The organism is Providencia zhijiangensis (assembly GCF_030315915.2).
Lineage (GTDB): Bacteria > Pseudomonadota > Gammaproteobacteria > Enterobacterales > Enterobacteriaceae > Providencia > Providencia zhijiangensis.
In genome coordinates this window covers 3,496,673-3,515,454 of record NZ_CP135990.1, presented here as the reverse complement: position 1 = coordinate 3,515,454, position 18,782 = coordinate 3,496,673, and the positions used below count along the sequence as shown (strand labels likewise).

The window sequence follows — 18,782 nt, the reverse complement described above, 5'->3', positions numbered from 1 at the left end:
GGCTGAGTTAACCGCAACACAGTTAGGCAATGGAATTGATATTAAGAGCCCAATATCCTCGACTTGATTCAAGACACCCATGGGTGAAATGAATGATGAGAAATATCGCTCTTAGCCCTAAAAATCAATCATAAAGAATGGAGCTAAAACATGGCGTGGAATCAGCCCGGTAATGACGGACAAGACCGCGATCCGTGGGGAAGCGGCAATAAAGGCAGCAACTCTGGCGGGAACAAAGGTGGTCGGAAACCTGGGGCTTATGATCTCGACGATCTCTTTCGTAAAATAGGCAGCAAGCTTGGCGGCGGTGGTAATAAAGGCGGTGGTGAAGGCAATAATAAACAGCCATCACAACTGAGTGGCCGTTTAGGTATGTTAGCACTTGCTGCGGTTGTCGTAGTTTGGGCGGGCTCAGGCTTCTATACCATTAAAGAAAGTGACCGTGGCGTAGTCTTACGTTTTGGTGAATATAGTGGTGTTGTTGGCCCTGGTCTGAACTGGAAACCAACGTTTATTGATCAAGTTGTTCCTGTGAACGTTGAAACTGTTCGCGAACAAGCGACTAACGGTATGATGTTGACATCAGATGAAAACGTTATCCGCGTTGAAATGAACGTTCAGTACCGTGTTACTGATCCTGCTCAATACCTGTTTAGCGTGACTAATCCTGATAATAGTCTGCGTCAAGCGCTGGATAGTGCGGTGCGTGGTGTTATTGGTCAATCTGCCATGGAGCAAGTGTTGACTACGAATCGCGCCTTTATCCGTGATGTTACGCAAAAAGAGCTAGAAGCAACGATTGCACCATACAAAATGGGTATTACCCTGCTGGACGTCAACTTCCAAGCGGCTCGTCCGCCTGAAGATGTTAAAGCGGCGTTTGATGATGTAATTTCCGCAAGGGAAGAAGAACAAAAAACGATTCGTGAAGCGCACGCTTACCGAAACGAAGTTCTGCCTCTCGCGAAAGGTAACGCACAACGTATGATCGAAGAAGCTGAAGCTTACAAGGCGAGCGTCGTCTTCAAAGCAGAGGGTGAGGTCGCAAGCTTTGCAAAAATGCTACCTGAATATCGTGCTGCACCAGAAATTACCCGCGAACGTTTGTACATCGAAACGATGGAACGCGTATTAGCAAATACACGTAAAGTGATTGCTAACGATAAGAGCAACAGCATGTTAGTACTGCCGTTGGATCAAATCATGCGTGGTGCGACGGGCAATACGACTGCAGCACCAAAAGTGAATCAGTCAGCAAGAATGACGAACTCAACGAACAATTCATCTTCTACGAGTTCAGCACCTGCGCAGCCAAACAATCCTGTGCGTGGTGATGCAGTTAGAGTAGGGAGACAATAATCATGCGTAAGTCATTTATTTTTGTAGTGATTGCTGTTTTAGCTGTTGCCTACGCATCAATCTTTATTGTTCCTCAAACTGAGCGCGGTATTGTATTACGCTTTGGTAAGGTTTTACGTGATTCTGAGAATAAACCTATCGTTTATGAACCAGGTCTACATTTCAAAGTTCCATTTATTGAAACTGTGAAAATGCTAGATGCACGTATTCAGACGTTAGAAATTCAAGCTGACCGTTACCTGACTAGCGAAAACAAAGACTTAATGGTGGATTCATACCTGAAATGGCGTGTCACTGACTTCAGTCGTTACTATGTAGCGACTGGCGGCGGTAACCCATTCCAAGCGGAAACCCTGTTAAAACGTAAGTTCAGTGACCGTTTACGTTCTGAGTTTGGTCGTTTAAGTGTTAAAGACATCATCACTGACTCTCGTGGTCGCTTAACTGTTGATGTTCGTGATGCACTGAACAAAGGTACCGCAACCGACGAAGCAACTAAAGACGCTGATGCTGCAATTGCAGATGCAGCGGCTCGCGTTGAAAAAGAAACCAACCTGAAGCCACTGGTTGTAAATGCAAACAGTATGGCGGCGTTAGGTATCGAAGTGGTTGACGTGCGTATCAAACGTATTGAATTACCAAACGAAGTTTCTGAAGCCATCTATGCGCGTATGCGTGCAGAGCGTGAAGCGGTAGCGCGTCAGCACCGTTCACAAGGTCAAGAAGAAGCAACCAAGATTCGTGCGGTAGCGGATAAGACGGTAACAGAAACACTGGCAGAATCAGAGCGTACAGCACTGACCCTGCGAGGTGAAGGTGATGCAATGGCAACGAAACTGTTTGCTGATGCATTCAACCAAGACCCAGAGTTCTATGCCTTTATTCGTAGCCTGCGTGCTTATGAGCAAAGCTTCAAAAGTGGTGATGACGTAATGGTGCTTAGCCCAGATACAGATTTCTTCCGCTTTATGAAGGCACCAACTCAGCTGCGTTCAACGGATTAAATGATAAACAGCTTAAGTTACGTGCAACGAGCTTAAATTACTGTTAATCTAATAAAGAAAAGCCCGCTTCGGTGGGCTTTTTTTCGCCTGTCGTTTTAAGTGATGGATTTTTCAGGGAAAATTTGAGCTGCTCAGGTTGAGAAAATTCACTTTGAGTCTACGACAGAAATAAAACTACCATTTTACTTGCTTTCTAGAAAAAAATTTTTGTAATGCCAAAATATCACTGGAACAGTTCATTTTTGATGGTAGAATTCATTTTTAAGCAACCGAGTGTATTTCGAAATGGGTAAGAACGTTGTCGTACTGGGCACCCAATGGGGTGACGAAGGGAAGGGCAAGATCGTTGACTTGCTGACAGAACGAGCTAAATATGTAGTTCGCTATCAGGGCGGCCATAATGCTGGCCATACTCTTGTTGTAAACGGTGAAAAAACCGTTCTCCACTTAATTCCATCCGGTATTCTTCGTGAAAATGTCATCAGCATCATTGCTAATGGTGTTGTTCTTGCGCCTGATGCTTTAATGAAAGAGATGAAAGAACTGGAAGATCGCGGTGTTCCTGTTCGTGAGCGTTTACGTATCTCTGAAGCATGCCCACTGATCCTGCCTTACCACATCGCATTAGACAATGCGCGTGAAAAAGCGCGTGGAGCAAAAGCTATCGGTACAACTGGTCGTGGTATCGGTCCTGCATACGAAGATAAAGTTGCACGTCGTGGTCTGCGTGTTGGTGACTTATTCGATAAAGCAACTTTCGCTGAAAAATTAAAAGAAATCATCGAATACCATAACTTCCAACTGGTTAACTATTACAAAGAGCCTGCGGTTGATTACCAAGAAACATTAGATTACATCATGTCTGTTTCAGATCTTCTGACTAGCATGGTAATTGATGTTTCTGATTTGCTCTATAAAGCACATCAGAAGAATGAATTAGTCATGTTTGAAGGTGCGCAAGGTACTCTGCTGGATATCGACCACGGTACTTATCCGTATGTAACCTCCTCAAACACAACAGCGGGTGGTGTTGCAACAGGTTCTGGCTTAGGTCCACGTTACGTGAACTACGTGCTGGGGATCATCAAGGCTTATTCAACACGTGTTGGTGCGGGTCCATTCCCAACTGAACTGTTCGATGAAACGGGTGAATTCCTGCGTGAGAAAGGCCAAGAATTCGGCGCAACCACGGGTCGTAAGCGTCGTACTGGTTGGTTAGACATCGTAGCTATTAACCGTGCTGTACAAATTAACTCTCTGTCAGGTTTCTGCTTAACTAAGCTGGACGTTTTAGATGGCTTAAAAGAAGTAAAAATCTGTGTAGGTTATCGTCGTAAAGATGGCACCGTGTTAGAAACTACACCTTTAGCCGCTGATGAGTGGGAAGGCTTAGAGCCAGTGTATGAAGTCATGCCTGGTTGGAGCGAAACGACTTTCGGCGTTAAAGAAAGAGCGCTACTGCCACAAGCAGCTTTAGATTACATCCAACGTATTGAAGAACTGACTGGTATCCCTGTTGATATTATTTCAACTGGCCCAGACCGTTCAGAAACGATGATCCTGCGTGATCCGTTTGATGTTGAGTAATAGACAGAACAGCGCTCACTGAGCGCTGTTTTTTTATCTCTCCCATTTTCCTTCCGATGAATTCCTTTTTGATAAAACGCTAAAATTTTCAGATAATATCCATCAAGTTGAACATTATGTGCCATTACAAGCATCTTTACATGCAAGGATGGGCTAGACTAAAACTAAGGCGATATACTGTAGAAAATCGTTCAAAATGTACTTTAGATGGTAGCCAGAAAACAAATATAACGAAAATGGCAGATAAGTATTTCATGACATATTTGTAGCGCCAAAAAATTTTTGAGGTGATTGTGCAGCTGACAAGTTTTACTGACTATGGGTTACGAGCCCTAATCTACTTAGCCGCCCTAGAAAAAGGGCAGATGACGAGCATTACACAAGTTACTGAGGTGTATGGTGTTTCTCGTAATCACATGGTTAAAATTATCAATCAGCTAAGTCACCTTGGCTATGTAAAAGCCACTCGTGGTAAAAATGGCGGGATCGCACTGGGTCAACCGGCGGAATCAATCCGGATCGGTGATGTCGTTCGCGCATTAGAACCACTCACTCTAGTCAATTGTAGTGGCGAATTTTGCCATATTACGCCAGCCTGCCGCCTAAAAGGTGTGCTACAAAAGGCGATACAACAATTTTTACAAGAACTAGACCAATATACGCTAGCGGACATGGTCAAAGATAATAGTCCGCTGTATCAATTACTGCTCGATTAATGTCTCAGTAATTTATCACTCTGATGACAATGGAGGTAACAATGTCAAACGATCCTTTTCAGGAAAGAGAAGCAGAAAAATACGAATCCCCAATTCCGAGTAGAGAGTTTATTTTAGATCTCTTATCTAAGCGCACAGCCCCTGCAAACCGTGAAGAAATTGCACAGTTACTCAACCTCTCTACGGAAGATGAATTGGAAGCATTGCGTCGTCGCTTACGTGCGATGGAACGTGATGGACAGTTAGTTTTCACTCGCCGCAAATGTTATGCATTACCAGAACGTATTGACCTATTAAAAGGTAAAGTTATTGGCCACCGTGATGGCTATGGTTTCTTGCGTGTCGAAGGTAAAAAAGAAGATTACTACTTATCTCAAGATGAGATGAAGCGCGCTTTACATGGTGATGTGATTTTGGCTCAACCTTATGGTCAAGACCGTAAAGGACGCACCGAAGTGCGTGTTGTACGTGTATTAGAGCCGCGCAATAACCAAATTGTTGGGCGCTATTTTATTGAAGCGGGAATGGGGTTTGTCGTTCCTGATGATGGTCGTTTAAGTTTCGATATTTTAATTCCTAAAGACAAGCAATGTGGCGCCCGTATGGGTAACGTGGTGGTGGTTGAATTAGAAACTCGCCCACAACGCCGCTCTCAAGCTGTTGGGAATATTGTCGAAGTACTCGGTGAAACCATGGGTACGGGCATGGCGGTAGAAATCGCATTACGTACTCATGAAATTCCGCACTCTTGGCCGCCACAAGTGACAAAGCAAGTGGCTGATTACAGTGAAACAGTTCCTGAAGCTGCGAAGAAAGGGCGTGTGGATCTTCGCGATCTTCCACTCGTTACCATCGATGGCGAAGATGCTCGTGACTTCGATGACGCCGTTTACTGTGCACCGAAAAAAGGTGGCGGCTGGCGTTTATGGGTGGCGATTGCCGATGTGAGCTATTATGTTCGCCCACAAACTGCACTGGATACGGAAGCCCATAGTCGTGGTAACTCGGTCTACTTCCCATCCCAAGTTGTTCCAATGCTACCGGAAGTGCTGTCTAACGGATTATGTTCACTCAACCCAGGCGTAGATCGTCTGTGTATGGTGTGTGAAATGACGGTTTCGGCATCCGGAAAACTCTCTTCATATAAATTCTATGAAGCGGTGATGAGCTCCCACGCGCGTTTAACTTACACCAAAGTGTGGAAAATGCTGCAAGGGGATGAAGAGCTACGCGAGCACTACAAAGCGTTAGTGCCTCATATCGAGCATTTACACCAATTATACAAAGCGTTAGATGCAGCGCGTATTGAGCGTGGCGCTATCTCGTTTGAATCTGAAGAAGCCAAATTTATCTTCAATGCGGAACGCCGTATTGAGCGTATTGAGCCTGTAGAACGTAATGATGCACACAAATTAATTGAAGAGTGCATGATTTTAGCTAATATTGCGGCGGCGCGATTTGTTGAGAAAAACGAAGAGCCTGCCCTATACCGCGTGCATGACCGTCCGAAAGAAGAGAGCGTTATGAACTTACGCTCAGTATTCAGCGAGTTAGGTTTGACGCTGCCGGGTGGCATGAAGCCAGAGCCAAAAGATTACGCCCAAGTAATGAACGAAGTGGCTGAGCGCCCAGACCATGAGCTGTTACAGACCATGATTTTACGCTCCATGAAGCAAGCGATTTATGATCCAGAAAACCGCGGTCACTTTGGTTTAGGTCTGAAATCATATGCCCACTTTACCTCGCCAATTCGTCGTTATCCTGACTTAACTTTGCATCGTGGTATTAAATACTTACTGGCAAAAGAGCATGGTCATGGAGATAAGCGCTGGACGGAAACGGGTGGATGGCACTCCGATATGGACAGCATGCTGCAATTGGGCGAGCACTGCTCACTGACTGAGCGTCGTGCAGATGAAGCTACCCGTGACGTCGCAGATTGGTTAAAATGTGACTTCATGCAAGACCAAGTGGGCCAAGTGTTTACTGGACTTATCACTAGCGTGACAGGTTTTGGTTTCTTTGTTCGCTTAAATGACCTGTTTATTGATGGCTTAGTGCATATTTCGACTCTTGATAACGACTATTATCGTTATGATGCGGTTGGACAGCGCTTAATTGGTGAATCTTCCGGTACAACTTATCGTCTTGGCGATGAAGTGGAAATCCGTGTAGAAGCGGTACATATGGATGAGCGCACCATTGATTTTGCTTTAATTTCAACGACACGAAAAGCGAAAAATCCGGGTAAAACCACACGGGATAAGATGAAGAAAGAAGTTAAAAATGCGACACGTTCAGCCCGTCGAAAAGGCGATGTGAGCAAAGAGAAAAACTTCGAACCTGATTCTGCATTTCGTCGTTCAGAGAAAAAAGGCAAGAAAGACAGCAAGGACGCAAAACCTGAAGGTAAAGGAAACGGTAAAGCGAAAAGCAAAAAGCCATCCGATAAAACCAAAAAAATCAGTGCCAAGTTAAAAGCAAAACGCGTGGCGAAAAAATCCCAAAAACAAGAGGGATAAGCGCGTTTCATGATACAAGGTGGCGGGAAATCGCCACCTTTTGATTTTCCACCTATTTAATGTTCTCAACCTAAAAGATATTTATGAGCGAAATTATTTACGGCATTCACGCAGTGAAAGCCCTGCTTGAGCGTTCACCGCAACGTATTAAAGAAGTCTATATTTTAAAAGGTCGTGAAGACCGCCGCCTGATGCCTATCGTTCATGAAATCGAAGCGTTGGGCATTGTGGTGCAAGTGGCAAATCGCCAATGGATGGACGCACAAACTGAAGGTGCGGTACACCAAGGGATTATCGCCAATGTGCTAGCCGGCAAGCAGTATCAAGAAGGGGATCTCCCGGATTTACTGGAAAGCACCGAATCGCCATTTTTACTGATCCTCGATGGCGTGACTGACCCACACAACTTAGGCGCGTGTTTACGTAGCGCAGACGCAGCTGGTGTTCATGCGGTGATTGTCCCGAAAGACAAATCTGCACAGTTGAATGCAACCGCGAAGAAAGTCGCCTGTGGCGCAGCGGAAAACGTTCCGTTGATCCGCGTGACTAACTTGGCAAGAACCTTACGTTTACTGCAAGAATACAATGTGTGGATTGTTGGCACCGCCGGTGAAGCTGACCATAACTTGTATCAAAGTAAGCTGACTGGCTCTATCGCATTAGTGATGGGCGCGGAAGGTGAAGGTATGCGTCGTTTGACTCGTGAACATTGCGACGAGTTGATTAGTATTCCAATGGCGGGCTCAGTTTCATCACTGAACGTCTCTGTAGCAACGGGCGTTTGTCTGTTTGAAGCAGTTCGCCAACGCATTGCCAAATAAATCATAAAATAATTTTTGCTTAATTTGTCCCCATCTCTTGAGTTTTTTATCTGGGATGGGTATAGTTACGCGTCAATTTTTTAGCCGCACTCAACAAGTTCCTTGCCTCCGCGGGCCGCGGTTAACCCAGACAGGAGGCTAATAATCCGTAAGGAGCAACTACTAATGCGTCATTACGAAATCGTTTTTATGGTCCATCCTGACCAAAGCGAACAGGTTCCGGGCATGATCGAGCGTTACAGTGCTGTTATCACTAACGCACAAGGTCAGATTCACCGTCTGGAAGACTGGGGCCGTCGTCAACTGGCTTACCCAATCAACAAACTGCACAAAGCTCACTATGTTCTGCTGAACGTAGAAGCTCCACAGGAAGCGATTGATGAGCTGGAAACTAACTTCCGCTTCAACGATGCCGTTATCCGCAGCATGGTTATGCGCTTAAAACACGCAGTAACAGAAGCTTCTCCAATGGTCAAAGCCAAAGACGAACGTCGCGGCCGTGACATGTCTGATGAATATCAAGACGAAGAAGCAGAAGAAACTGGGGATTCTGAAGAGTAATTGCTCAGGTGATCACTAATCGTCTAGTGTTGACAGGCACAGTCTGTAAAGCATTGATTCGAAAAGTGAGTCCGTCCGGCATTCCACATTGCCAGTTTGTTTTAGAACATCGTTCTGGACAACAGGAAGCTGGAATGTCACGGCAAGCATGGTGCAGAATGCCCGTCATTGCCAGCGGACAAGCCTTACAAACCCATACTCACAGTATAACGGTCGGCAGTCTGATTACTGTTACAGGTTTCATTAGCACCCATCAGGGACGTAATGGAATCAGTAAATTAGTCTTACATGCCGAGCAGATTGATTTGATAGATTCTGGAGACTAGCCATATGGCACGTTATTTCCGTCGTCGCAAGTTCTGCCGTTTCACAGCGGAAGGCGTTCAAGAGATCGACTATAAAGATATCGCAACGCTGAAAAACTATATCACTGAAAGTGGTAAAATTGTACCAAGCCGTATCACCGGTACTCGTGCAAAATATCAACGCCAGCTCGCTCGTGCTATCAAGCGCGCTCGCTACCTGTCTCTGTTACCATACACTGATCGTCATCAGTAATTGGTACAGTCCATTAACGACTAATAGAGGATAAGGTAATGCAAGTTATTCTGCTTGATAAAGTAGCTAACCTAGGTAGCCTGGGTGACCAAGTTAACGTTAAATCGGGCTACGCTCGTAACTTCTTAGTACCACAGGGCAAAGCTGTTCCTGCAACTAAGAAAAACGTTGAATTCTTCGAAGCTCGCCGTGCTGAACTGGAAGCTAAATTAGCTGACGTTCTGGCAGCAGCACAGGCTCGTGCAGCAGCTGTTACTGCGCTGGGTTCTGTTACTCTGGCTTCTAAAGCTGGTGACGAAGGTAAACTGTTCGGTTCAATCGGTACTCGTGACATCGCTGACGCAATCACTGCGGCTGGCGTTAAAGTTGCGAAAAGCGAAGTTCGCCTGCCAAACGGCGTTCTGCGTACTACTGGTGACCACGAAGTTCACTTCCAGTTACACAGCGATGTTTTCGCAGAGCTGAACGTTATCATCGTTGCTGAGTAATCAATAATGATGATAGTTGCCACTGTTAACTCGGTGGCACAATAAAAAAACACCGGGGATCCGGTGTTTTTTTATTTCTAGGGTATGGAAAACTTACTGATTAACTGAACATTGGTAATCCAGCAATTCTCCCGCACTACCTAAATTAAACTGCCAAACATCCGTACGATTCGCTAATAATACCATCGAACCATCTTTCAGCTCCGTCACAGCCAGTCCATAGTTCCCCATGCTGTCATTATGTGCTTGAACATACTCATTTAACTGCTTGAAAGGACTCTGTTGGCTATCTAACTTTTTCACCCAATATTCATGACCTTCTAACGGCACAGGAAAAACATGCCATTCAGATTTAATCGCATCCGCATGTTGGTTAACTAGCTCAATAACTTGTGGTTTTAGGCAAGCAATATGGATATGAAGTTGATCTTGTGAACGCCCATATTGTGAATTAATCGCTAAGGCGAGTTTATCATCGCTAATAGCGGGTTGGCCCGCGGGGCTAACGCTCTCTCGCTCATTCCAGGCAAGCGTAAAGTAATCAGGACTATTATCTTCAAGTAATAAAGGGGATTCGATACCACTGACTTTATCGGTCGGTAGTACCAAATTATGAACCGGGCCTTTTTTATCTTTAAATAGTACATAGCGATTGTCTAAATCCACTTTCAAGCAAGATGGATTACGCTGGTCGGGATCATTGATAGCAATGCACTGCTGGCTAATGATATTCCACAGCCCATCCGCATGGTATTTAATCCATGAAATATAGCCAATAACACTGAGCAGTAGGAGTAAAATTACGGCCGCAATAATTTTAATGAGCTTCTTTTTGCAGGTATTGTTGTTTTTCTGCATAGATTTTCCTGTTCTTTTCCCTGTTTAACCATTAAGTGTAATAAAGAACAGTGATTATACGTAGTTTATGGTGAGAGACGTCATCAAATAACGTCTCCATTGAATTTTTATTCTGAAAATAAAAGAAAAGTCGGGTTATTGTATGAAATACCCGGCGTTAAAAGACAAACTAAGGTGTTCGATAATAGCTACCATCGCTTAAGCGCGTAAAGCCATAGGTTTGGCCGTTGGTTGCTGTGATTTCCAGCTGTTGAACTTCACCTTTACCATTGGCTTTTAATCGGATTTTCTGCCCTTGTTGCAAGTTACTAAGGGGTTTTTCTGAGCCTTCAACTTTTGCCATGATAAATGCATCATTCGCCTGCAAGTTATTATCACGAAATAGCTGCGCCAATGTTTTCCCTTTTTGAACGCGATAATTCTGCCATTCATTAGCTGAAGGGCGAGTGGTTGACGGCTGTGATGGCGCACTAGTACTTGGCTGCTGTGTCGGTTGAGACGTTTGCGGCTCTTGAATAACTTCCGGCTCACTTGGCAATGTCGGTGATGTATCTGGGATGTTGGTTGTCGGTTGTTCTGGCTGCGATAATACCGTATCAGGGATTGGATTTGGCTGTGCAGTTGGTGGGATCACTATTGGCTGATTCGGTATATTGCCCGTATTATTCTGCGCGGTATTCGGCTTATCGCTAGATGGCCAAAATAAGGCAGCAATAACGACCAGCGCTAGAATAGCAATTCCATAGCGATGAAAAGTGGATAGTCTCAACATGACCCCTCCTATATTTGAGGAATAATTAATCACAGACGTTTTAACGCATACTAGCACTATTTACGCGTAAATTAACAAGTTGAAGGCTAATTTAGGAGAACACTGAATAATTTAGACAGTTTTATTCTTCCGTGATCGGGTTTAGGTTTACCCATAGGAAAGGGGCTGCTATCCTTGGTTTTTCTCAAAAAATGAAATGGGTATTTTCATGGCAAACCAAAACTTTGATTCAGTAGAAGCTCAAGCGAGCTATGGCATTGGTCTACAAATTGGACAGCAATTATTAGAATCAGGACTAGAAGGCTTAGTTCCAGACGCAATTTTAGCGGGTCTGACTGATTCTTTAGAAGGCAACATGCCATCAGTTCCAGTTGAAGCGCTGCATAAAGCACTGCGTGAAATGCACGAACGTGCAGATGCAGTTCGCCAAGAGCGTCAAAAAGAACTGGCTGCAGAAGGTCAAAAATTCTTAGATGAGAACCAGAAGAAAGACGGCGTATCGACTACTGAGTCTGGTTTGCAGTTCTCTGTGATCAACCAAGGTGAAGGCGCAATCCCAGCGCGTTCTGATCGCGTTCGCGTTCATTATACAGGCCGTTTAATTGACGGTACTGTGTTCGACAGCTCCGTACAGCGCGGTCAACCAGCAGAATTCCCAGTGAGTGGCGTGATCCCAGGTTGGATTGAAGCGCTGACATTAATGCCTGTGGGTTCAAAATGGGAATTATACATTCCTCATGAATTAGCTTACGGTGAGCGCGGTGCAGGTGCATCTATCCCTCCATTCAGCACTCTTGTTTTCGAAGTTGAGTTACTGGAAATTTTGTAATTTCTGACTGACTTACAGAAAAGAATAATAGCCTTATTAGCTTGTCATTTTGGTCATTTGCCATTTCGATATAGCTAATGAGGCTTTTTTATTAGCGTAAATATTCTGCTCTTGTTACTCTTAAAGGCTTCGTGTCATTAGGGGAAATAAAATGCGCCAACAACTTTGTACACTTGCCCGAGAGGCGGGTGATGCCATCATGAAAATCTACAATGGGCATGCGCCATTGCAGGTTGAACATAAGCAAGATGATTACCCTGTCACGGCTGCGGATATTGCGGCCCATCAAATCATCAAAGAGGGGCTTTCACGTTTATCACCTGATATCCCTCAACTTTCGGAAGAAGATCCTCCAGAATGGCCTGTACGTCGTGACTGGCAACGTTACTGGCTTATTGACCCGTTGGATGGAACTAAAGAATTTATTAATCGTAATGGTGATTTCACCGTCAATATTGCGTTAATTGAAAATGGCATTCCAGTCATGGGAGTGGTTTTTGCGCCAGCTAAAGGGTTGATGTATTACGCCGAAGGCTCTCAAGCGTGGAAAGAAGAGCACGGGGAAATTCAGCGCATTCACGTTAAAGCTGAGACGCCGCCTGTGGTGGTGATCAGCCGTTCTCATCAAGACCCCCAATTGATGGCGTATCTCGCGAAGCTTCCAGTGCATCGCACAGCGGAGATAGGTTCATCGCTAAAATTCTGTTTAGTAGCGGAAGGCAGCGCGCAGTTATACCCTCGTTTTGGACCGACTAATATCTGGGATACAGCAGCGGGACATGCAGTGGCATTAGGGGCAGGGGCGAGCGTGGTGGATTGGCAGGGAAATACACTGGATTATTCACCGAGAGAGTCTTTTTTGAACCCCGGTTTTGAATGTCGCTAAGACAGCGAAAATAGCAAGATAATAAAAAGTCGGGTAGCTAATGATTCACTTACCCGACTTGAACAACATGACTTAATGTTTAGTTATCTAATTGCAGCACTTTAGCCGTTGCAGTACGAATATCTAAACACGCTTTTGCATCCTGTTTTAAATCAATTCCATAAGTTGGAATGATAGTCTTCAGGCGAGCTTCCCAACCATCCGCAGAGAGTTGATCTGCAAAGCAGGTTTTCAGTACGTTGAGGGCGATAAACGCAGCTGTCGATGCACCCGGTGATGCGCCCATTAATACGGTGAACGATTTATCTGCACTCGTAATCAGCTCAGTACCGAACTCCAATACGCCTTTTTTCACCGGATCCGGTTTAATGATCTGAACGCGTTGACCTGCGACCACTTCTTTCCAATCTTCACGCTGCGCATCAGGATAGAATTTTTGCAGCATAGAGAATTGATGTGCAGACGTTTGCAGCACTTGTCCCACAAGATATTCAGCCAATGACCAATCATCTTTCGCGATGGCAAGCATCGGTTCAATATTGTTCAGTCTGATGGAATCAAACAGATCCAGATAAGATCCATGTTTTAGGAACTTACTCGAGAAACCAGCATACGGTCCAAACAGTAAAGAGCGTTTTCCGCCGATGATGCGGGTATCTAAATGCGGTACAGACATCGGTGGTGAGCCCTTATCGGCTTTTCCGTAAACTTTGGCGTGGTGGCGAGCCGCCACTTTTTCATCGTCACAGCGTAGCCAAATTCCACTCACAGGGAATCCGCCATAGCCTTTACCTTCAGGAATACCGGATTTTTGCAGTAACTCAATGGCGCGACCACCGGCTCCTACAAATACAAATTTTGCGGACGTGATGGTTTTTTCGTGAGTCAGAAGGTTCTTCACTTCCACATTCCAGCGCCCATCAGGCGTCTGTGTCACATCAATCACTTCATGTTTATAGTGAAGAGAAAATCCACTCTGCTCGCTCAGTTGTGCCATTAGTAAGTGGGTTAAGGCACCGTAATCCACATCAGCCCCAGTCACAACACGGGTAACCGCAATTTTTTCATTAGGATCACGGCCTTCAACCACTAATGGCGCCCACTCATCAATCTGTTTTAGGTCATCGCTGTATTCCATATTGTGGTAACAGTGATGGGCAGACATTTGGCGGAAACGTTGTTGTAAAAACTTGATGTTGTCTGCACCAGAAACAAAGCTCATGTGCGGGCAAGGGTGGATAAAGTCCCGTGGATTTTTGATTTTGCCTTTGGTGACTAAGTAAGACCATAGCTGACGAGACAGGTCAAATTCAGTGTTTACTTCAAGGGCTTTGCTGATATCTACCGTGCCATCAGGGTTTGGCGGGGTATAGTTCATTTCACAGTTTGCCGCGTGACCTGTCCCCGCGTTATTCCATGGGTGGGAACTCTCTTGGGCACAATCATTTAATCTTTCGAATATCGCGATAGTGAGATTTGGCTCCAGCTCTTTAAGAAATGTGCCGAGCGTGGCGCTCATGATCCCCGCACCGATCAGCGCGATATCAACATTTTCTGCAATGGGTTTAGTCATGGAAATCCCTATTTTTTATTCGGAGTGAAACACAAGTCTGTACCGTCTTGATACACCACATAAGCGCGTCTCCAAGGTTCATCACCAATCAAACGCCATTTATGTCCTGTTCCTGTATTGTCTTGAGCAAGCAGAATGTCACCTGGCTTGATAATAAATGTGGAGCCATCTTTGGTTTCGAACTCTAAGGTACCGGTGAGGGTGATAACATAGCGTGGAACGGGATCTTTGTGCCAATCCCAAGAGCCACCTGAAACGGTTTCGCGAAAGGTGAGTTCACTGACGGCAATGACAGGGCTTTGGTCATCTCCACGAGCAACACCATTCAGTTCAATGGTGCCTTCTTCAAACAGAGAGTTACCGTCTTCACCTGTCCACATACGAATACAACGGATCATCTTATTTAGCTCCTTAACTTAAGAATAATATTGCTTAATAACTAAGATAATATTCAGTGTTTCGATTTTTACCTTAACGAAAAAATAGTGAAATTCAGAAAGTAGGTTATCTTTAAATCTAAAGTTTTTTAGTGACAAGGTCAAAGTTAATATTTTTAAATGAAAGTATTTCATTGAAAAAATAGGCTTTTTAATTTTATTGATGATTGTTTTTAGATGGGTTTATTTGGTGGTTTTTTAATTTAAATCAAAGCGATAAAAGATAATTCTTTTTTGATGGAATAAACTCTATTTTATTCTTTTTATTATCGAGTTTAGATGCTCGGTAATGGAAAGTGTAATAAAATGTAATTTATCAAACATGATTAAATAAAATATGAAAAATAAAAGAGAGTAGAAAAAATAAAGAGCAAAGAAATCGTTTAATGATGATTATATAGAACGGATTAAGAGTGGAAGGGCAAAAATGCTATTTTCACCCTTTAAAAATTAACTATTTTTGGGGTTTAAAATTCCGTTTAAGGCAAGATGTTGAATAAGCATAATGGTTTTACCATCCATGATCTCCCCGTTTTTGATAGCAGCAAGCGCATCAGGGAATGACCATTCCATAACCTCAATATCTTCACCTTCATCAGCGAGCCCACCACCATCACTTTGGCGGTCCTTATCACTGTATTGGGCAATGTAAAAATGCAGCTTTTCAGTGACGGAGCCTGGGCTCATAAAGGCTTCAAACACCTTTTCAATATTATCGATTTTATAGCCAGTTTCTTCTTCGGCTTCAGCAATAATTCTCGCTTCAGGGGAAGAACCTTCAAGTAGTCCAGCGGCAGCTTCAATCAGCAACTGTTTATATCCAGAAACGTACATTGGCATCCGGAATTGACGGATCAAGATAATGCTATTTTTGGATGTGTTATACAGCAAAATGACAGCGCCATCGCCACGGTCATACACTTCTCGCTCTTGTTTTTGCCAAGAGCCGTCGTGTCGCTGTAATTCATAAGTATATTTTTTGAGAATGTACCAGTTATCGGACAGTAATTTTTCGCTGATATTCCTAACTTGAGGCTGTTTCATAAATAAGTACGAGAAGAGATAAGGTAGGCATAATCTAGCACTATAAATTGAGAGGGGAAATAGGGGGCAGGGAACAGACTTAAATAGCCAAAGGCCAGCAATGGGCAATCTGCTGGCCTTTGGTCGAAATTAATTATTTGATGATTTGCAGTTGTTTAACGTCGATCTCTTTAGAGTTCCAGTCTTTATCAACTTCACCACGAATTTCGATTTTATCTTTTGGCGTGACGTTCACTCCATTGAAACGTTTTTGGCTAATTTCAACGGTGATGGTGCCTGTGCCATCGGTGAATTCGTAATGTTTTTTGTCCAGTTGTTTAACGAGATTACCGCGTAAAACAACCCAGCTGTTGTCAGATAATTCAAGGGCTTTCGCAACCGTTGTTTCACTTGCATTTGGACCGTTAAAACCACCTTCTTGGGTTTTCATGGTTTCAGTGTTCGTGGTGTTGGCGACTTCACCTGGACCTGAAAAACCACCAGTAGCAGCAAAAACAGGGGCGGTAGCAAGGGCAGCGATTAAGGTGATTAAAGGTAATTTTTTCATTTTTGTTTCTCCACAAGTAACCAGAAATTTGGTCTATGGGATGTATTTAACCAAGTAAATCTTAACAGGATCTTAAGAACTCAAATTAATTAAATATATTTTTAATTTGGACAATCACCACTGGTCATCATGAATTTAATAAGATAAATATAACAATATTCGATGCGGAGGTTGAATATGCGTATTTTATTAATAGAAGATGACAGGTTAATTGGCGATGGCTTAAAAGTAGGGCTAACACAATTGGGGTTTACCCTTGATTGGTTTATGGATGGTAAACAAGGTCAACAGGCTTTGTTTGATGCCCCTTATGATGCTGTCGTGCTGGATTTATCACTTCCGCATATTGATGGTATGGATATTTTGAAGTTCTGGCGTAAGCAAGGGCGAGATGAGCCTGTTTTGATTTTGACGGCGCGAGATGCCCTTGAACAACGGGTAAATGGGCTACAGCAAGGGGCTGATGATTATCTGTGTAAGCCGTTTGCGCTTGCGGAGGTTGCGGCGCGTTTGCAAGCATTGATCCGTCGGCGCAGTGGGCAGCTATCACCCACGTTGGTACATGGTGACGTGGAGATGGATCCTTTAGCGATGACGGTCACTTACCAAGGAAATTCTGTGCAGTTAAAGGGTAAAGAGCTGGCACTATTATCATTATTTTTGCACAACCCGAAAAAAGTGCTGTCTCGTAGTGCGATAGAAGAAAAGTTGTATAACTGGGATGAAGAGGTCTCCAGTAATTCGGTTGAAGTTCACATTCACCATTTACGCCGCAAATTAGGCAGTAAGTTTATTCAAACTGTTCATGGTGTTGGTTATCGACTGGGTGATGAAGCATGAAAACATTCAGCTTAAGGCTCAAACTGACTTTGATGTTATTGCTCCTCGCTGTAATGACGTGGGGAATTGCTAGCTCATTGGCATGGTATCAAACCTATAAAACCATTAACGAATTGTTTGATACTCAACAAATGGTATTTGCAAAGCGCTTATCGGTGTTACCGACGGATATCGACTTGCCTCAAGCATCATTGAGTAAAACCAAAAAGTTATTGCGGAAAAATCGGGGAAGCCAAGACGATGACGCATTGGCGTTTGCGATTTTTACGCCGAGTGGCGAAATGGTGCTAAATGATGGTGATAACGGGCGCAAAATTGAATTTCAATTTGATCGTGAAGGATTCAGTGAAGGCAAGTTGAAAGGTAGTGATGATGAGTGGCGCTTTGTTTGGCTAAAATCTATTGATAATCAATATATTATTGCAGTAGGGCAAGAGTGGGAATACCGCCAAAGTATGGCTAACAGCATTATGTTTTCTCAGCTCATACCGTGGCTGGTGGCGCTGCCGATAATGTTAATCGTATTTTTATGGTTACTCACTCGAGCATTAAAACCCCTGCGGGATGTAGCTAAGCAGTTGCGAGAGAGGAAGCCGGAGGAACTGAGCCCAGTGGTGGTGCCCACGATCCCTAGTGAGGCTAAGCCAATCCTAGATTCTCTGAACGGATTATTCGACAAAATAAACCACATGTTTGTGCGTGAACGGCAATTTACCTCTGATGCTGCCCATGAACTGCGTAGTCCACTTGCCGCACTGAAAGTCCAAACTGAAGTGGTGCAGATTGCTGGAAGTGACGAGGCAATTCGCCAACATGCAGTGGCTAATCTTTCCGAGGGAATTGATCGTGCAACTCGGCTGGTGGATCAGTTATTAACGTTATCCCGCTTGGAGTCTTCTAATCAGTTAGATGATGTAAGTGAAGTGAGTTGGCAGGAATTAATTGAGCAAGCCGTTAAAGAGAGCGAGCTGGAAGCTCGGCAAAATCAGGTAACGTTGAAAATATCGATTGTTGAAACGCCGCCGTCTTTTAAGGGGCAAAAACTTTTATTGTCCGTACTCTTAAGAAACCTTCTTCACAATGCTATCCGCTATGGTAAGGCCGCCGGTAAGGTTGAAGTCAATTTGTATCGCCACTATCTGGAGGTGAAAGATGATGGTGATGGTGTTTCCCCTGAAGTATTAGCGCGTTTAGGGGAGCGTTTCTACCGACCACCGGGGCAAGAAAAAACAGGTAGCGGATTAGGACTATCAATTGTTAAACGCGTGGCTCAGTTACACCATCTCAACGTGACGTTTACTAATGTCACGGAAGGGGGCTTTTGTGTCACTGTTCGTTGGAATGCATAACTTAGTCTATTTTATGCACAATATTGAATGA

20 protein-coding genes are annotated in these 18,782 nt (G+C 44.1%); 14 read left to right on the top strand and 6 right to left on the bottom strand.

All coding sequences use genetic code 11. The annotated features are described in order from the left end of the window. The first annotated feature begins 150 nt into the window (after positions 1–150). The 10 genes from hflK to rplI all read left to right on the top strand — a co-directional run bounded on the left by hflK (position 151) and on the right by rplI (position 9,616). Positions 151–1,359: an FtsH protease activity modulator HflK gene (gene hflK / locus QS795_RS16070; RefSeq protein WP_154628847.1), complete on the top strand. Its 1,209-nt coding sequence runs from the start codon at positions 151–153 to the stop codon at positions 1,357–1,359. Positions 1,360–1,361: 2 nt separating this feature from the next. Further along, on the top strand, positions 1,362–2,363 hold the full coding sequence (gene hflC, locus QS795_RS16065) for a protease modulator HflC (RefSeq protein WP_154603053.1): 1,002 nt from the start codon (positions 1,362–1,364) through the stop codon (positions 2,361–2,363). A 285-nt stretch (positions 2,364–2,648) separates the two neighbouring features. After that, a complete protein-coding gene (locus QS795_RS16060; protein ID WP_286269996.1) occupies positions 2,649–3,950 on the top strand; it encodes an adenylosuccinate synthase in 1,302 nt (433 codons plus the stop codon). Between the two features lie 293 nt (positions 3,951–4,243). Further along, entirely contained in the window at positions 4,244–4,666 is a 423-nt protein-coding gene (gene nsrR, locus QS795_RS16055; RefSeq protein ID WP_036948950.1) for a nitric oxide-sensing transcriptional repressor NsrR, read from the top strand. A 41-nt stretch (positions 4,667–4,707) separates the two neighbouring features. After that, positions 4,708–7,188, top strand: a complete 2,481-nt coding sequence (gene rnr, locus QS795_RS16050) for a ribonuclease R (protein WP_286269993.1) — start codon at positions 4,708–4,710, stop codon at positions 7,186–7,188. A gap of 83 nt (positions 7,189–7,271) precedes the next feature. Continuing rightward, positions 7,272–8,009, top strand: a complete 738-nt coding sequence (gene rlmB, locus QS795_RS16045; RefSeq protein ID WP_154603050.1) for a 23S rRNA (guanosine(2251)-2'-O)-methyltransferase RlmB — start codon at positions 7,272–7,274, stop codon at positions 8,007–8,009. 165 nt (positions 8,010–8,174) lie between these two features. After that, complete coding sequence (gene rpsF / locus QS795_RS16040) at positions 8,175–8,570, top strand: 30S ribosomal protein S6 (protein WP_154603049.1); 396 nt, start codon at positions 8,175–8,177, stop codon at positions 8,568–8,570. A gap of 8 nt (positions 8,571–8,578) precedes the next feature. Then, positions 8,579–8,896, top strand: coding sequence for a primosomal replication protein N (gene priB / locus QS795_RS16035; protein ID WP_036948958.1), 318 nt, complete (start codon positions 8,579–8,581; stop codon positions 8,894–8,896). Positions 8,897–8,900: 4 nt separating this feature from the next. Continuing rightward, entirely contained in the window at positions 8,901–9,128 is a 228-nt protein-coding gene (rpsR, locus tag QS795_RS16030; RefSeq protein WP_000135199.1) for a 30S ribosomal protein S18, read from the top strand. Between the two features lie 38 nt (positions 9,129–9,166). After that, the gene (rplI, locus tag QS795_RS16025; RefSeq protein WP_036948960.1) at positions 9,167–9,616 is read left to right on the top strand and encodes a 50S ribosomal protein L9; all 450 of its coding nucleotides are present in this window, start codon (positions 9,167–9,169) and stop codon (positions 9,614–9,616) included. A 93-nt stretch (positions 9,617–9,709) separates the two neighbouring features. Here the strand turns inward: rplI and QS795_RS16020 are convergent, their stop codons facing one another. Both QS795_RS16020 and QS795_RS16015 read right to left on the bottom strand, forming a co-directional pair. Further along, positions 9,710–10,474, bottom strand: coding sequence for a CDP-diacylglycerol diphosphatase (locus QS795_RS16020; RefSeq protein WP_286269990.1), 765 nt, complete (start codon positions 10,472–10,474; stop codon positions 9,710–9,712). A 169-nt stretch (positions 10,475–10,643) separates the two neighbouring features. Next, complete coding sequence (locus QS795_RS16015; protein ID WP_286269988.1) at positions 10,644–11,246, bottom strand: LysM-like peptidoglycan-binding domain-containing protein; 603 nt, start codon at positions 11,244–11,246, stop codon at positions 10,644–10,646. A gap of 208 nt (positions 11,247–11,454) precedes the next feature. On the opposite strand from QS795_RS16015, the gene QS795_RS16010 reads away from it, so the two are divergent. Then, the gene (locus QS795_RS16010) at positions 11,455–12,075 is read left to right on the top strand and encodes a peptidylprolyl isomerase (protein WP_036949262.1); all 621 of its coding nucleotides are present in this window, start codon (positions 11,455–11,457) and stop codon (positions 12,073–12,075) included. A 151-nt stretch (positions 12,076–12,226) separates the two neighbouring features. Further along, on the top strand, positions 12,227–12,961 hold the full coding sequence (gene cysQ / locus QS795_RS16005) for a 3'(2'),5'-bisphosphate nucleotidase CysQ (RefSeq protein WP_286269986.1): 735 nt from the start codon (positions 12,227–12,229) through the stop codon (positions 12,959–12,961). A 79-nt stretch (positions 12,962–13,040) separates the two neighbouring features. Here the strand turns inward: cysQ and mqo are convergent, their stop codons facing one another. From mqo to QS795_RS15985, 4 genes are all read right to left on the bottom strand, one after another. Further along, the gene (mqo, locus tag QS795_RS16000; RefSeq protein ID WP_154603045.1) at positions 13,041–14,534 is read right to left on the bottom strand and encodes a malate dehydrogenase (quinone); all 1,494 of its coding nucleotides are present in this window, start codon (positions 14,532–14,534) and stop codon (positions 13,041–13,043) included. Positions 14,535–14,542: 8 nt separating this feature from the next. After that, positions 14,543–14,932: a cupin domain-containing protein gene (locus QS795_RS15995; protein WP_036948974.1), complete on the bottom strand. Its 390-nt coding sequence runs from the start codon at positions 14,930–14,932 to the stop codon at positions 14,543–14,545. Between the two features lie 489 nt (positions 14,933–15,421). Continuing rightward, complete coding sequence (locus QS795_RS15990) at positions 15,422–16,015, bottom strand: NUDIX domain-containing protein (protein WP_154603044.1); 594 nt, start codon at positions 16,013–16,015, stop codon at positions 15,422–15,424. A gap of 133 nt (positions 16,016–16,148) precedes the next feature. Beyond that, entirely contained in the window at positions 16,149–16,562 is a 414-nt protein-coding gene (locus QS795_RS15985; protein ID WP_036948980.1) for a YgiW/YdeI family stress tolerance OB fold protein, read from the bottom strand. Positions 16,563–16,739: 177 nt separating this feature from the next. On the opposite strand from QS795_RS15985, the gene qseB reads away from it, so the two are divergent. Further along, on the top strand, positions 16,740–17,402 hold the full coding sequence (qseB, locus tag QS795_RS15980; RefSeq protein ID WP_318626631.1) for a quorum sensing response regulator transcription factor QseB: 663 nt from the start codon (positions 16,740–16,742) through the stop codon (positions 17,400–17,402). After that, the gene (qseC, locus tag QS795_RS15975; protein ID WP_154603043.1) at positions 17,399–18,751 is read left to right on the top strand and encodes a quorum sensing histidine kinase QseC; all 1,353 of its coding nucleotides are present in this window, start codon (positions 17,399–17,401) and stop codon (positions 18,749–18,751) included. The genes qseB and qseC overlap by 4 nt, the downstream gene beginning before the upstream one ends. Positions 18,752–18,782: the final 31 nt, after the last annotated feature.